Raw genomic sequence first — 13,505 nt, 5'->3', positions numbered from 1 at the left:
CCGGGGGGTCCGGCGCACCAGGGTTTCGTGCCGTTTCCTCCCGGCCGACGGCGCGCGAGGAGCACATACGGGTCCGAAGAGCCGCCCGGCGCATGTGAATTGATGGAACGAACTTGGCATGCACACTTCCGGTGAGGGGGACGGGGCTGCTACCACGTACTCGTGTAGACCGGGCGGACGTCTCCCGGTCGGTCCCTGGGAGGTCCCATGAAGCTGTCCAGACTCGCGGCGTTCTCGTCCTCGCTGCTGCTCGGCGCCGTGCTCGCGCTGACCGGCGCCGCCACCGCGAGTGCCGCGACGTCCGTCCAGGGCGTCGACTACGTCGCCCTCGGCGACTCGTACTCCTCCGGTGTCGGCTCGGGCAGCTACGACAGTGCCAGCGGCAGCTGCAAGCGCAGCAGCAAGGCGTACCCCGCCCTCTGGGCCGCGGCCAACGCGCCCGCCTCGTTCTCCTTCGTCGCCTGTTCCGGTGCCCGGACCGGCGATGTGAAATCCGGTCAGCTCGGCCCGCTCAGCTCCGCGACCGATCTGGTGTCGATCTCCATCGGGGGCAACGACGCGGGCTTCGCGGACGTCATGACGACCTGTGTGCTCCAGTCCGAGGCCACCTGTCTCAGCCGGGTCAACACCGCCCGCAGCTTCGTCGACACCACCCTGCCCGGCAACCTCGACTCGGTGTACTCGGCGATCCGCGCCAAGGCGCCGTCCGCCCGGGTCGTCGTCCTCGGCTACCCGCGCTTCTACCAGATCGGCGGCAGCTGCGTCGTCGGCCTGAGCGACAAGGTGCGCACCGCGATCAACTCGGCGTCGGACTACCTCAACGCGGCCACCGCCAAGCGCGCCGCCAACTACGGCTTCACCTTCGTCGACGTCGCGGGGAAGTTCAGCGGCCACGAGATCTGCTCCGGGAGTGCCTGGCTGCACAGCGTCAACTGGCTGAACATCGGCGAGTCCTACCACCCCACCGCCACCGGCCAGGCCAGCGGCTATCTGCCCGCCTTCAAGTCGGCTGCCTGATCCGCCCGACGGATGAGGGCCCCGTGGGTCGCGGGCCCTTGTCCGTCGCTCCGAACAGGTGTGGACGGGCGGCCGGAATGGTGTCATCCGTTTCCGTTCCGTCCGGACCGCCCGGAAATCGGATGGATCCCTGAACGGGGTCAACCTCCGTATGCGTGTGCGTAATCCCGCCACCGGGATGCGCAGGTGTCGGCGCGGGACGATAGGGTTAACCTGCCCGGGTCGGGTGCCCTCGTACGGGTGGGGAGTGACATGGAACAGATAGCGATGCGGAGCAGGCCGCGTGTGCCTGCCATCACCTGCGGGAGCGGTGCGACGAGTTCGCGCCTCGACCGCCATCTCGCGGTGCTCGGCGGCCCCGCCGTGCCGCAGCGGGAGGCCGCGGAGGCGACGTTGCTGATGCGCGAGCTCACCTCGCGCGACGCCGCCCACCACCACCGGAGCAAGAGCGCGCGGGTCTCGCTCTTCGCGCCGCTGCGGCGGCTGCGGCGTTCGCTCTTCGGCAGCCGCCACTGACCCGACGTCCCGTCACGCCCGTCTGCCGGTGGTCCACCGACCCCGGCGCCGCGCTGCCGTCCGCCCTCCCGTCATCCCCGGGGCGCACGGCAGCGTTTCGCTGTGTTCGGGGGCGCGGTACGGCGCAACCGAAGCGCTCCTAGACTGTGTGTATGTCCGAAAAGCGAGGCGGGCGGCTGAGCCCCGGTGAACGGCGGGCCCAGTTGGTCGCCATCGGCCGGGACATGCTCGCCGAGCTGACGCTGGACGAGCTCTCCACGGACGAGGTGGCGCGGCGGGCGGGCATCTCGCGCGGGCTGCTCTTCCACTACTTCGACTCCAAGCGCGACTTCTACCGCGCCGTGGTGCAGCGGGAGTGCGACGCGTTCGTCGCCGCCACGGAACCGGATCCCTCGCTCGGACCGGTCGCCTGGCTCCGGGCGTTCATCGCCGGCTTCGTGCGGTACGTGCTGGAGCACCGCCGGGTCCACCTCGCCCTGGTGCGGGGCGCCGCGGGCGGCCACCCCGCGGTGGAGGACATCGTCGACGGGGCCAGGGCCGCCCTCGCCCGGCGGGTGGCGGAGGGGCGGCGTCGGCTCGGCCTGCCCGACTCGCCGCGGCTGGCCGTCGCCGCCCGCGCCTGGACGGCGTTCGCGGAGGAGGCCGTGATCAGCTGGCCGCGCGAGGACCCGGACGCGGCGGCGCGGCTCGCGGAGTTCCTGGAGTCGGGCTTCGTCAGGCTGCTCGGCGACCTGGACCGGCCCTGCGCGCTGCCCGGCTGAACCGGGCGACCGGGGATCCCCGGGCCGGGCGGGCGGTCACTTCGCGCCGCGGGCACAACTCCGTACGGCCAGCGGGACGAACACCGCGAGCAGCACCGCCGACCAGGCCAGCGTCCCGGCCACCGGATGGGCGACCGGCCAGGCGGCACCGGCCTCGGGAGCGGCGCCGCCGAACAGGTCGCGGGCGGCCGACGCCATGGCGCTGATCGGGTTCCACTCCGCGACCGTCCGCAGCCAGCCCGGCAGGTTCCCGGTCGGGATGTACGCGCTCGACAGCAGCGGCAGCACGAAGGTGGCGCTGCCCAACTGTCCGGCGATCTCCTCGTTGCGGATCAGCAGGCCGAGCCAGCAGCCCAGCCACGCCATGGCGAACCGGAAGAGCAGCAGCAGCGCGAAGCCGCCCAGGACGGCGAGCGGTCCGCCCTCGATCCGCCAGCCGACCGCGAGCCCGACCAGGATCAGCGGCACCATGCCGACGGCTGTGGTCAGCAGGTCGGCGGCGGCCTGGCCGAACGGCACGGCGGCCCGGCTCATCGGCAGCGTGCGGAACCGGTCCATCACCCCGCGGTGGCAGTCCTGCGACGACTGGAACATGCCGACCATCAGGCCGTTGGCCGCCGTCGCCGCCAGCAGGCCCGGCACCAGGAACGCGCGGTACTCCCGGCCGGGCACGGCCAGCGCGCTGCCGAAGACGTAGCCGAAGAAGAGCAGCATCGTGATCGGCATGGTCTGGGTCAGGATCATCACGCCCGGGGCGGCCTTGATGCGCCGGAGATGGCGGCCCAGCACGGCCAGGGCGTCGGCGACGGGGGTGCTCGTCGCGGTGGGCGGGGCGTGGACCGTCGCGGTGCCGTTCATGCCGCTGTCTCCTTCGGTGCGGGGGCGGGGCGGCCGTCGTCGCGGCCGGTCAGGCGGAGGAACACCTCGTCGAGCGTCGGCGGGCGCAGGCCGACGTCGACCACCGGCACCCCCGCCGCGTCGAGTTCCCGGACGAGCCGGGGGAGGGTGAGCGTGGTGTCGGTCGTGACGGCGCCCACCGTGCGGTGCTCGTGGTCCAGCACCGGTGCGGAGCCGGTGAGCTGGTCGAGCACCCCGGCCGCCGGGACCACGGCGGAGCCGTCGGCGACGACCACCTCGGCGTAGCTGCCGATCCGGGCCTTCAGCTCGGCGGGGGTGCCCCGGTGGGCGGCCCGGCCCCGGTCGATCAGCACGATGTCGTCGGCCAGCCGGTCCGCCTCCTCCAGATACTGCGTGGTGAGCAGGACGGTGGTGCCGCGGTCGGCCAGCTCCCGTACCGCCGCCCAGATCCGGTTGCGGCTGTGCGGGTCGAGGCCGGTGGTCGGCTCGTCCAGGAAGAGCACCCGGGGGGTGGTCAGCAGGCTGGCGGCCAGGTCGAGCCGGCGGCGCATCCCGCCCGAGTAGGTCCGGGCCGGGCGGTCGGCCGCCTCGATCAGCCCGAAGCGCTCCAGCAGCTCGTCGGCGCGGGTGCGGGCCGCCGTGCCGCGCAGTCGCTGCAGCTTCGCGAAGAGCCGCAGGTTCTGCCGGCCGGTCAGCTCGCCGTCGACCGAGGCGTCCTGCCCGGTGACCCCGATCGCCGCGCGCACGGCGGCCGCCTCGCGCCTCACGTCGTGGCCCGCGACCCGGGCGCTGCCGCCGTCCGGCGCCGTCAGCGTCGTGAGCACCCGGACTGCGGTGGTCTTCCCCGCGCCGTTCGGCCCCAGCACCCCGCAGACGGTGCCCTCGGCCACCGCGAGATCCAGGCCGCGCAGGGCGTGGACCTCGCCGTACCTCTTCTCCAGACCTTCACTGAGTACAGCGTACGTAGTTTTCATGGGGTCACCGTAGCGCACTACGTACGGTGTACGTAACTACGATGGGGGGCGAGGTGATGATCGATGGTGGGGCGACCCGCTGTACCCGAAGTGATCTGGGCGCGCCCCGAGCGCGCCGGCCGGGGCCCCAGACCCGCGTTCAGCAGGGCGGACATCGCGGCGGCGGCCGTCCGGATCGCCGACGCGGAGGGGCTCGACGCGGTCTCCATGCGCAAGGTCGCGGCCGAGCTGGGCTGCGGCACGATGTCGCTCTACAACTACGTGCCGCGCAAGGAGGACCTGTACGAGCTGATGCTCGACGCGGTCAGCGCCGGCTACGAGTTCTCCGAACCGACCGGTGACTGGCGCGCCGATCTCGTCGCGCTCGCCCACCAGACCCGCGCGATGATGCACCGCCACACCTGGGTGCCCCGGCTGATGTCGCCGGTGTACGGCTTCAGCCCCAACGCGCTGCGGTACCTGGAGTACGCGCTCAGCTGCCTGGACGGGGTCGACGCGCGGTTCGGCGAGAAGATGGAGCTCATCGCCATGGTCAACGGCGTGGTCACCACCTACGTGGCCAACGAGATCGCCACGGCCGAACGCAGCCGCTCGCTCCCCTGGTCCGAGGAGCAGGAGCAGGCCGTGCGCACCGGCTATCTGATCAGCCAGATAGCGACCGGGAAGTACCCGAGGATGGCGGCGGGCTTCGCCGAGGACCCCGGGCCGATCGATCTGGACGGGGTCTTCGAGCGGGCGCTGCGCAGGGTGCTGGACTCCTTCGGCGGCTGAGACCCCGGGCCTCAGAGCAGGGCGAACTGCCCGTCCGGGCCCTCCTCCCGGTGGCCCAGGACCGACGCGGGCCGCCGGGCCGGGGCCGGTACGGGCAGGACCCCGGCCGCCCGCAGCTCGTCGGCGGTGATGAGGGGGCCGTCGGCGAGGGCCGCCTGCCGGGGCCGGAGCCCGTCCAGCAGGGCGAGCAGGGTGATCAGCTCCAGCAGCTCCGAGGTCCACGCCTGGGGCCAGCTCCCGGGCCGGAGCGCCGCCAGGCCCTCCGCACCCTCGGCCCCGGCCGCCGAACGGCGCCCGAACCAGAGTTCCAGCATCCGGACCCCGCCCACCCGGAACTCCCACGCCCCGGCCGGAACCGGTGCGATGCGCCCCGTGCCCAGGCCGAGCGTTTCGGTTCCGGCGTCGTACTCCATCGCGTCCGGCACCGGGGGCACCGCCGCCCGGACGTACGGCCGCCGCCCGCCGGGCAGCCGGGGACGCTCCCCGCCCCGGGCCCCGCGCAGCTGGAGCCGGAGCAGCTCCTCGCCCAGTTCCACCCCGGCCGTCCAGCGCGCGGTGTCGGCGGGCAGCGGCACCACGCAGCCGGCGGGCGAGGGACGGGCCGCCGCCAGCACCCACGCCAGCACCGACCGGGGGGTCACCGCCGCCCCGTGGCGGCCCCGCAACAGGGCGAGCAGCCCGGGGGCCAGATTGGGTTCCTCGCCCCGGGGCGCCGGAACAGCGGCCGGATCCGGCCGGGCCGGCCCGCGGGGGAGTGGCCGTCCGGCAGCAGCGCCGTCACGGAGAGGGCGGGCCCGGTCTCCTGGGGCACGTACCCGTGCTCCACGGCGAAGAGCTGGTGTTCGTCGGCGACCCGCCACAGCTCGGGGCGGGCGGCGTCGATCAGCCGGTGGTCGGGGAGCAGCCACTGTTCGTCGAACGGCCCGTGCGCGATGCGCAGCGGCTCGGGGCAGGGCCCCGCCTCGCGGGCGAACCGGCCGGTCCCGGTGGCCTGTCCGGGCAGCGCCGGCACCGCCGTACGCGTGGTGCGGGCCCGGGTCGCCCCGAAGAGCCGCTCACGCTCCTCGGCCGGAGCCCCGGTCAGCCGCTCCCAGCGCGCCCGGAGCCAGTCGGCGTCCGGGGCGACCACCCAGGGGCGGCCGGTGCGCAGCGGCCGTACGGACCAGGGCATGAGGTCGTCGAGGAGCGGGGCACCCGCGTCCCGGCCGTCATCCGGGCCGCCCGTCGGCCGTGCTGCCACCGCGTCGTCCTCCCCGTCGCCCCGTCCGTGGGCATCGTAAGGGCTCTCCCGGGCCCCGCGGCCGCACACCGGCCGGGTACCGGCGGGGCCGTCAGTGCGCCTCGACGGTGACCGAGAAGGAGAACCGGTCGCCCCGGTAGCGGATCAGGGCCACGTCGACCACCTGCCCGCTCTCGTCGTACGTCACGCCCGTGTAGAAGAGGATCGGGCTCAGCAGCGGGACCTGGAGGAGTTCCGCGGTGACCGGGTCGGCCAGCCGCGCCTCGACCGTGTCGGTGATGCGTGCGATCCGTACGCCGACCCGGTCGCGCAGCACCTTCGTCATCGGCCAGCGCTCCAGGTCGGCGACGTCCAGCCGGTCCGCGATCTCGGGGCGCACCAGGTTCTCCGCCCAGTTGGTGGGCTCGTCGCTCTCCCCGTCGTGGCGCAGCCTGCGGTAGCCGACCACCTCCGGGCAGTCGGGGAAGTACGGGCCGAGCTCGCCCGGCACGGCGACAGGGCCGTGGCCGAGCACCGAGGTCCGCTCGCCGGACTGCTGGGCCACGATCGCGTCGATCGACCCCAGCAGCCGGACCGGGGAGACCCGCCGGGCGCGCGGCTCGATGAAGGTGCCCCGCCTGCGGTGCCGGCTGATCAGCCCCTCGGTCTCCAGCTCCTTGAGCGCCTGGCGCATGGTCAGGACGCTGACCCCGTAGTGCGCGGCGAGCTGCTCCTCGGTCGGCAGCCGTGCCGAGGCGTCCCGGGCGCGGCCCAGTATCGAGGCGCGCAGCGACTGCGAGACCTGGTACCACAGGGGGAGCTTGCGGTTCAGGACCAGCGAGTCGGGGGCGAAGGCGGGCCCCGGGGGGATCTTGGGCGTCTGGGGCACCTGGGGCCTTTCGTCCGGGGCGGCCCGCTCCCCGTCGGGAGCGGGCGTCGTCTTCTGGTGGACCGCGACCGTCGTCGGCTACGGGCGGAAGTTGCGGCTCAGACCCTGCCACACGTCGTCGTAGCCGTGCTGCAGATGGTCGGCGGTGGCCGCCTGCCCGGTCGCCGTCACCGGCCAGCGGGTCTCGAACATGAAGGCGAGGCCGTCGTCGATCTTCTGCGGCCTCAGCTCCGCCTCGCTCGCCCGGTCGAAGGTCGTCCGGTCCGGGCCGTGCGCCGACATCATGTTGTGGAGCGAGCCGCCGCCGGGGACGAAGCCGCCCTTTCCGGCCGTCTTGGCGTCGTACGCGCCCTCGATCAGCCCCATGTACTCGCTCATCACATTGCGGTGGAAGTACGGCGGCCGGAAGGTGTCCTCGCCGACCAGCCAGCGCGGCGCGAAGACCACGAAGTCGACCCCGGCCAGCCCCGGGGTGTCGGACGGAGAGGTCAGCACCGTGAAGATCGACGGGTCCGGGTGGTCGTAGCTGATCGAGCCGATGACGTTGAAGCGGTGCAGGTCGTAGACGTACGGGGTGTGGTTGCCGTGCCAGGCGACCACGTCGAGCGGCGAGTGGTCGTACGTCGCCGACCAGAGGTTCCCGCAGAACTTGTTGACCACCTCGACCGGGCGGTCCTCGTCCTCGTACGCCGCCACCGGGGCGAGGAAGTCGCGGGCGTTGGCCAGGCCGTTGGCGCCGATGGGGCCGAGGTCGGGGAGGGTGAAGGGCTGTCCGTAGTTCTCGCAGACATAGCCCCGGGCGGTGGCGTCGAGCAGTTCCACGCGGAACCGGACGCCGCGCGGGATCAGCGCGACATGGCCCGGCTCGGCGCGCAGCAGGCCCAGCTCGGTGCGGAGCAGCAGGCCGCCGCGTTCCGGGACGATCAGCAGCTCGCCGTCCGAGTCGCCGAAGACCCGGTCGGTCATGGAGGCGTTGGCGTGGTAGAGGTGCACGGCCATGCCGGTGCGCTGGGTGGCGTCGCCGTTGCCGCCGAGGGTCCACAGGCCCGCCAGGAAGTCGGTGCCGGGGGCGGGGTCGGGGAGCGGGTCCCAGCGCCGCCGGTTGGGGTCGGGCACCGACTCGGTGAACGGGGCGGTGCGCAGGGCGCCGTTGTCGATCCGGACGAACGGCGGATGGGCCGCCGACGGGCGGATCCGGTAGAGCCAGGAGCGGCGGTTGTGGGCCCGCGGCTCGGTGAAGGCCGAGCCGCTCAGCTGCTCCGCGTACAGGCCCAGTGGGGCGCGCTGGGGGGAGTTGCGGCCGTGCGGCAGCGCTCCCGCGACCGCCTCCGAGCCGTGCTCATTGCCGAAACCGGCGGAGTACTCCAGCGTCTCCGCCGTCTTCCTCGCCTGCTCGATGCCACTCAAGTGTGCTCCCGGTGCCGAAGAAATCCTATGGGTAACCGTAGGAATCGAGTCGTGGAGAGTCAACGGCATTCGTGCGCCGCCGGTTTCGGATGTGCGCTTTGTCCGCCGGTTCCGGAGGTGCGCCGCGCCTGAGGCGCGGAAGGGCGGTGCACGGGGGGTCCAAAAAGATGAACATTGCTCTACTCTCGCGTCTATGTCGTGGACACGCAGACTTTTGGTGCTTCTGGCGGCGCTCGCGGCCGCCCTCCTCGCGGCACCGGGCGCCCAGGCGCACGAGGAGCGTCCGGTCGCCCTCCCCGACGGGAAGGGCAGCGTGCCGGTGTACCGCACCGGCGAGCCCGATCTCCTGGTCTGCAAGACCGACCGGGCGGACTTCGAGCGCCGCGTGTCGGGCTTCCCGGCCCCCCTGCGCGCCCGCAACCTGAAGCTCTTCGACCGGTGCCGCGCCTCCGGCTACCGCCACCTGCAGCAGGCCGTCGACGCCGTCGACCGGCCCGGCATGAACATCGCCGTCCTGCCCGGCCTGTACGAGGAGGAGCCCTCGCTGCCGAAGCCGACGGGGGAGTGCGCCCGGCTGAAGGCCCCCAACTCCCAGCTCGGCTACCAGATCCTCACGTACGCGCAGCAGAAGCGCTGCCCGCACAACCAGAACCTGGTGGCGATCCTCGGCAAGAAGGACCTCCAGATCGAGGGCACCGGCGCCGAACGCACCGACGTGATCATCGACGCCAAGTACCAGAAGCTCAACGCGATCCGCTCGGACGCCTCCGACGGCATCTACTTCAAGAACTTCACCGCCCAGCGCACCACCTTCAACTCCCTCTACGTCCTCGCCCAGGACGGCTTCGTCATCGACGACGTCCTCACCCGGTGGAACGACGAGTACGGCTTCCTGACCTTCGCCAGCGACCACGGCCTGTACAAGAACTGCGAGTCGTACGGCAACGGCGACTCCGGCATCTACCCCGGCAGCGCCTCCAACATCAACGACCGCTACGGCTACGACGTACCGCGCTACTCCATCGAGATCACCGGCTGCCGCAGCCACCACAGCATGGTCGGCTACTCCGGCACGGCGGGCGACTCCGTCTACGTCCACGACAACGAGTTCGACCACAACATGGGCGGCGCCTCGATGGACAGCGCCTTCCCCGGCCACCCCGGACTGCCGCAGAACCACGCCCGCTTCGAACGCAACCTGATCCACGACAACAACGCCGACTACTACCCCAACGTCGCCGACGGCACCTGCGCCAAGCCGCCCGTGGACCGGGGCTACGAACAGGGCGTCGTCTGCCCGCAGATCTCCATGCCCCCCGGCTCCGGCATCATCACCGCCGGCGGCAACTGGAACCTGTACGAGAACAACTGGATCTACGGCCAGAAGCGCGCCGCCTTCGTCCTGACCGCCGTCCCCGCCTTCATCCGCGGCGAGGGCGCGCTCGCCAAGCAGGCCGACACCTCCCACCACAACCGCTACGCGGGCAACCACCTCGGCGTCGACAAGGCCGGCAACCCCCGCCCCAACCGCACCGACGTCTGGTGGGACGGCCAGGGCGAGGCCAACTGCTGGCAGGGCGACACCAAGGCCTCCACCCCGCGCACCCTGCCCGTCTGCGGCGACGAACGCGGCGACGTCTCCGTCCGCACCGACCGGCTGATCGGCGAACCCGTCAAACTCGCCCAACTCCTGGTCTGCGCCGACTACAACGTCCAGGCGCGCCGCCTCCCGGCCGGCTGCGACTGGTACGGGGCCACGGGCATCGAACGGATCGAGATGCAGGCGGCCCTGGTCGTCGCGGTGGTGCTCGTGCTGGTCGGCGGGGTGCTGTGGTGGCGCCGACTGCGCGGCAGCCGGCTCGCCACCGCGGCCGCGCTCCTCGGCGTGACCGGGCTCGGGCTCGACGTGGCCGGGGCGACGACGGGGCTCACCCCGACCCATGTGCCCGCGCTGGCGCTGCTGCTGACGGGGCTGTGGTGGATCGGCACCGGGCTCGTGCTCCGCGGGGAGCGCCCGTGGCTCGGCCGGACCACGGTGGTGCTGGGGGCGCTGACCCTGCTCGACGCCGTGGACAAGGCCGTGTACATGATCCCGTGGACACCGGTCGGCCCGGCCTGGATACGCGGACTGCTCGGCGTGGTCTGGGTGGTGTGGGCGGTGATCGCCGCCGCCCGCCACGGGGACCGCGAGGACCCGGCACCGGCCGCCGCCCCGTCCCCCGTCCCCGTCGCCCCGCAAGGAGGCACGGCATGACCCGCGCCCGCACCCGGCCCGCCCTCGCCCTGCTCACCGCGGCCGCCCTCGCCCTCGGCGCGGGCGCCTGCGGCGGGCGGGCCACCACCCACCACAAGCCCGGCACCAGCCACGAACAGGCCGGCGGCAGCGTCGGCCGGCTGCTCACCGCCGACGACGGCTCCGGCAGCCGCCTGCGCCAGGTCGACGCCGACGGCGCCCCCTCGCTGACCCTCGCCGTGCGACCCGACTCGGAGGACGGCTGGAACGTCCACCTCGCCGTACGGAACTTCCGGTTCACCCCGGACAGCGTCGGCGGCGCCGCCCTCCTCGGGCGCGGTCACGCCCGGCTGTTCCTGGACGGCCGCCCGCTCGCCCGCCTCTACGGACCCTGGTACCACCTCCCCGCCGCCCTCGTCCGCGCCGCCGGCGGCGGCGACGGGCTCACCGCCCGCCTCTACGCCGACGACCACACCGCCTGGGCCGTGGACGCCGCCCCCGTCCAGGCCACCGCCTCCCTCGCCGCCCCGGCCGGCAGCCCCGCACCCGACCGGAGCCCGAGCCCCCGGCCCGGCACCACGGTCACGATCGAGGTCGACGAGGGCAGGGTCAGCCCCCGCCCCGGCCGCACCGAGGTCGACAAGGGCACCACCGTCGAACTCCGCGTCCGCAGCGACCGCGCCGACACCCTCCACGTCCACGGCTACGACAAGGAGGCCCGGCTCCCCGCCGGAAAGACCGTCACCCTCGCCTTCACCGCCGACCGGACCGGGCTCTTCGAGGTCGAGACCCACGAGTCCGACCTGCTCCTGACCCAGCTCGTCGTACGGTGACCGCCCTCGCCCACGGCATCGGTGCCCAGCACGACCTGCCGCTGTCCCCCTTCTACGCCTTCGCCGGGGCCTTCGCGGCGCTCTTCGTCTCCTTCCTGGCGCTCGGACTGCTCTGGTCCGCCTCCCGGTTCCGCGGCGACGCGGCCGGACGCCCGCTGCCGCACGCCCTCCAGCGCCTCGCCGACGCCCGCCCCACCCGGACCGCGCTGCGCGCCCTCGGGCTCGCCGCCGCCCTGTACGTCGCGCTCTTCCTCCTCCTCGGCCCCGACGACCCGGACCGCAACCCGGGGCCCGGAGCCGTCTACGTACTGCTGTGGGTGGGGCTCGTCCCCGCCTCGCTGCTGCTCGGGCCCGTCTGGCGGGCCCTCAACCCGCTGCGCACCGTCCACCTCCTCGCCTGCCGGGCGCTGCGGCGCGACCCCGCCGAGGGCCGCCCGCTGCCCGCCCGGCTCGGCCTGTGGCCCGCGGCCGCCGGACTCCTCGCCTTCACCTGGCTCGAACTCGTCTCGCCCGACCCCGCGTCCACCGGCCACCTGCTGCTCTTCCTCGCCCTCTACGCCGCACTGCACCTCGCGGGCGCCGCCCGCCACGGCGCCGGATGGTTCGACCGGGCCGACGCCTTCGAGGTCTACTCCGCGCTGCTCGCCCGGCTCTCCCCGCTCGGCCGCCGCCCCGCCGACCACCGCCTCGTGCTCCGCTCACCGTTCAACGGACTCGACGCCACCCCGCAGACCCCCGGACTCGTCGCCACCGTCTGCGTCATGCTCGGCTCCACCGCCTACGACGGCTTCTCCGACTCCCCGTCCTGGATCACCACCGTCCAGACCTCGCCCCTGGGCCGCACCACCGCGGCCACCCTCGGACTCCTCGGCGCCGTCGCGCTCGTCGCCGCCCTCTACGCCCTGTGCGCCGGGGCCGTCCGGCTGATCTCCGGGCGGATCGACCACCCGCTCACCGCCTTCGCCCACTCCCTCGTCCCGATCGCCCTCGGCTACCTCGTCGCCCACTACTTCACGCTCTTCGTCACCGAGGGCCCCCGGACCCTCATGGTGGCGGCCGGCGCCGACGGCCCCGCCCCGCCCGAACCGCTGCTCGGCCCCGGCGGCGTCGCCACCCTCCAGGTCGCCTCGATCGTCGTCGGACACGTCCTCGGCGTCGTCGCCGCCCACGACCGGTCCGTACGGCTCTTCCCGCCCGGCCGCGCCGTCGCCGGCCAGCTCCCGCTGCTGGTCCTGATGGTCACGTACACCATCGGCGGGCTGTCGCTGCTCATCGCCTGACCACCGCGCCACGACCACCGGCCGACCGCCGCGGAGGAGGCCCACGGCATCATGGAGCCCGTGCCCCATGCGAACACGAACCTCCGCCGCGCCCCGGTACAGCAACGCAGCGCCGAACGGCTCGCCCGGATACTCGACGCCTGCGCCGAACTCCTCGACGAGACCGGCTACGACCAGCTGTCCACCCGGGCCGTGGCGCTGCGCGCCGGGGTGCCCATCGGCTCCGTCTACCGCTTCTTCTCCAACAAGCGCGCCCTGGCCGACGCCCTGGCCCGGCGCAACCTGGACAGCTATGCCGAACGCATCACCGCCCGGCTCGCCGAGATCCCGGGGGACGACTGGCGCAGCGCCATCGACGCCGTCCTGGACGAGTACCTGGCGATGAAGGGCTCCGTGGCCGGCTTCGCCCTGGTGGACTTCGGTGCCCCGCCCCCCGACGACCAGGACGACGACCCCAACCTGCGGGTCGCCGGCCGGCTCACCGAACTGCTCTGCGGCCACCTCGGCCGCACCTCCGACGAGGCCCTGACCCGCACCGTCCTGGTCTGCGTCGAGGCCGCCGACGCCCTCCTGCGGCTCGCCTTCCGCACCGACCCGGCCGGCGACCGGGCCATCGTCGACGAGACCCGCGTCCTGCTCCGCGCCTACCTGGCCCGCGCCCTGGACGGAACCTGAACCGTCCCGGAGTCGTGGCACCGCGCCGACCGGCCGTTGACCTCAAGCCCACTGGAGGTCGTACGTTCCTCG

12 protein-coding genes and 1 pseudogene are annotated in these 13,505 nt (G+C 73.5%); 8 read left to right on the top strand and 5 right to left on the bottom strand.

The window, feature by feature from the left end; all coding sequences use genetic code 11:
• Window positions 1–207 precede the first annotated feature (207 nt).
• The 3 genes from ACWC97_RS18585 (at window position 208) to ACWC97_RS18575 (ending at window position 2,294) form a co-directional block, all read left to right on the top strand.
• Window positions 208–1,017: an SGNH/GDSL hydrolase family protein gene (locus tag ACWC97_RS18585; protein ID WP_352279270.1), complete on the top strand. Its 810-nt coding sequence runs from the start codon at window positions 208–210 to the stop codon at window positions 1,015–1,017.
• A gap of 252 nt (window positions 1,018–1,269) precedes the next feature.
• Complete coding sequence (locus ACWC97_RS18580; RefSeq protein WP_352279269.1) at window positions 1,270–1,533, top strand: hypothetical protein; 264 nt, start codon at window positions 1,270–1,272, stop codon at window positions 1,531–1,533.
• Window positions 1,534–1,685: 152 nt separating this feature from the next.
• Complete coding sequence (locus tag ACWC97_RS18575; RefSeq protein ID WP_352279268.1) at window positions 1,686–2,294, top strand: TetR/AcrR family transcriptional regulator; 609 nt, start codon at window positions 1,686–1,688, stop codon at window positions 2,292–2,294.
• 36 nt (window positions 2,295–2,330) lie between these two features.
• On the opposite strand, the gene ACWC97_RS18570 is transcribed toward ACWC97_RS18575, so the two are convergent.
• Both ACWC97_RS18570 and ACWC97_RS18565 read right to left on the bottom strand, forming a co-directional pair.
• The gene (locus ACWC97_RS18570; RefSeq protein ID WP_450650311.1) at window positions 2,331–3,152 is read right to left on the bottom strand and encodes an ABC transporter permease; all 822 of its coding nucleotides are present in this window, start codon (window positions 3,150–3,152) and stop codon (window positions 2,331–2,333) included.
• Window positions 3,149–4,126 carry an ATP-binding cassette domain-containing protein gene (locus tag ACWC97_RS18565; protein ID WP_450650309.1) on the bottom strand — a complete coding sequence of 326 codons (978 nt, stop codon included), beginning with the start codon at window positions 4,124–4,126 and terminating at the stop codon, window positions 3,149–3,151. Before ACWC97_RS18565 ends, ACWC97_RS18570 begins: the two co-directional genes overlap by 4 nt.
• Before the next feature lie 63 nt (window positions 4,127–4,189).
• Between ACWC97_RS18565 and ACWC97_RS18560 the strand changes: the two genes are divergently transcribed.
• On the top strand, window positions 4,190–4,897 hold the full coding sequence (locus ACWC97_RS18560; RefSeq protein WP_352279264.1) for a TetR/AcrR family transcriptional regulator: 708 nt from the start codon (window positions 4,190–4,192) through the stop codon (window positions 4,895–4,897).
• An 11-nt stretch (window positions 4,898–4,908) separates the two neighbouring features.
• On the opposite strand, the pseudogene ACWC97_RS18555 reads toward ACWC97_RS18560, so the two are convergent.
• The 3 genes and pseudogenes from ACWC97_RS18555 to hmgA all read right to left on the bottom strand — a co-directional run bounded on the left by ACWC97_RS18555 (window position 4,909) and on the right by hmgA (window position 8,412).
• Window positions 4,909–6,068, bottom strand: a pseudogene (locus ACWC97_RS18555) (type ISP restriction/modification enzyme).
• 160 nt (window positions 6,069–6,228) lie between these two features.
• Window positions 6,229–7,005: a GntR family transcriptional regulator gene (locus ACWC97_RS18550; protein WP_352279262.1), complete on the bottom strand. Its 777-nt coding sequence runs from the start codon at window positions 7,003–7,005 to the stop codon at window positions 6,229–6,231.
• A gap of 78 nt (window positions 7,006–7,083) precedes the next feature.
• Window positions 7,084–8,412, bottom strand: coding sequence for a homogentisate 1,2-dioxygenase (hmgA, locus tag ACWC97_RS18545; protein WP_385210466.1), 1,329 nt, complete (start codon window positions 8,410–8,412; stop codon window positions 7,084–7,086).
• Window positions 8,413–8,605: 193 nt separating this feature from the next.
• On the opposite strand from hmgA, the gene ACWC97_RS18540 reads away from it, so the two are divergent.
• From ACWC97_RS18540 to ACWC97_RS18525, 4 genes are read left to right on the top strand one after another with little or no spacing between them, the layout of a single operon-like run.
• On the top strand, window positions 8,606–10,666 hold the full coding sequence (locus ACWC97_RS18540) for a right-handed parallel beta-helix repeat-containing protein (RefSeq protein WP_450650306.1): 2,061 nt from the start codon (window positions 8,606–8,608) through the stop codon (window positions 10,664–10,666).
• Window positions 10,663–11,478, top strand: a complete 816-nt coding sequence (locus ACWC97_RS18535; RefSeq protein WP_450650305.1) for a hypothetical protein — start codon at window positions 10,663–10,665, stop codon at window positions 11,476–11,478. Before ACWC97_RS18540 ends, ACWC97_RS18535 begins: the two co-directional genes overlap by 4 nt.
• Window positions 11,475–12,758 (top strand): hypothetical protein, encoded by a 1,284-nt coding sequence (locus ACWC97_RS18530; protein ID WP_352279256.1) that lies wholly within the window; start codon window positions 11,475–11,477, stop codon window positions 12,756–12,758. The genes ACWC97_RS18535 and ACWC97_RS18530 overlap by 4 nt, the downstream gene beginning before the upstream one ends.
• Window positions 12,759–12,809: 51 nt before the next feature.
• Window positions 12,810–13,433, top strand: coding sequence for a TetR/AcrR family transcriptional regulator (locus ACWC97_RS18525; RefSeq protein WP_352279254.1), 624 nt, complete (start codon window positions 12,810–12,812; stop codon window positions 13,431–13,433).
• Window positions 13,434–13,505 lie beyond the last annotated feature (72 nt).

It is taken from the genome of Streptomyces sp. NPDC001108, assembly GCF_053598535.1.
Note: the sequence above shows the minus strand (reverse complement) of the source record. Positions and strands in the feature narration are given on the sequence as shown.

Bases quoted from the DNA above. Each gene is read 5' to 3' on its own strand.
- ACWC97_RS18585 (WP_352279270.1), top strand. From the start codon at position 208: ATGAAGCTGTCCAGACTCGCGGCGTTCTCGTCCTCGCTGCTGCTCGGC.
- ACWC97_RS18580 (WP_352279269.1), top strand. From the start codon at position 1,270: ATGGAACAGATAGCGATGCGGAGCAGGCCGCGTGTGCCTGCCATCACC.
- ACWC97_RS18575 (WP_352279268.1), top strand. From the start codon at position 1,686: ATGTCCGAAAAGCGAGGCGGGCGGCTGAGCCCCGGTGAACGGCGGGCC.
- ACWC97_RS18570 (WP_450650311.1), bottom strand. From the start codon at position 3,152: ATGAACGGCACCGCGACGGTCCACGCCCCGCCCACCGCGACGAGCACC.
- ACWC97_RS18565 (WP_450650309.1), bottom strand. From the start codon at position 4,126: ATGAAAACTACGTACGCTGTACTCAGTGAAGGTCTGGAGAAGAGGTAC.
- ACWC97_RS18560 (WP_352279264.1), top strand. From the start codon at position 4,190: ATGGTGGGGCGACCCGCTGTACCCGAAGTGATCTGGGCGCGCCCCGAG.
- ACWC97_RS18540 (WP_450650306.1), top strand. From the start codon at position 8,606: ATGTCGTGGACACGCAGACTTTTGGTGCTTCTGGCGGCGCTCGCGGCC.
- ACWC97_RS18535 (WP_450650305.1), top strand. From the start codon at position 10,663: ATGACCCGCGCCCGCACCCGGCCCGCCCTCGCCCTGCTCACCGCGGCC.
- ACWC97_RS18525 (WP_352279254.1), top strand. From the start codon at position 12,810: ATGGAGCCCGTGCCCCATGCGAACACGAACCTCCGCCGCGCCCCGGTA.